At 72.3% G+C, this 235-nt stretch carries 1 protein-coding gene; it reads right to left on the bottom strand.

Annotation, left to right across the window (positions count from 1 at the left end; translation table 11 throughout):
- Positions 1-235: Fur family transcriptional regulator (locus SB773_RS34735; RefSeq protein WP_410595111.1), on the bottom strand; the 235-nt coding region annotated here is incomplete at both ends.

Here is a 235-nt window from a genome sequence, read left to right as displayed (position 1 = left end):
CGCCGCTCGTAGCGCGCAGCGGACCCTGCCGGTTCGATTCTCCGCAGGAGTCCTGCGGAGGTGAGGTCGCCCAGCACGTTGTGGACGTTCTGGATGGAGGTGCCCGGCAGCGTCGGCTGCAGTGCCCGGAACACGGAGTCGGCATCGGCGTGCGGGAGCTGGTCCAGCGCGTCGAGCACGGCGATCCGGCCGCGCGTCACCTTGAGTCCGGCGCCGCGCAGTGCGCTCTCCGGCC

Source organism: Bacillus sp. SIMBA_074 (assembly GCF_046534555.1).
In the GTDB taxonomy this organism is placed as follows: domain Bacteria; phylum Bacillota; class Bacilli; order Bacillales; family Bacillaceae_G; genus Bacillus_A; species Bacillus_A mycoides.
This window is presented reverse-complemented; position numbering and strand designations above follow the sequence as displayed.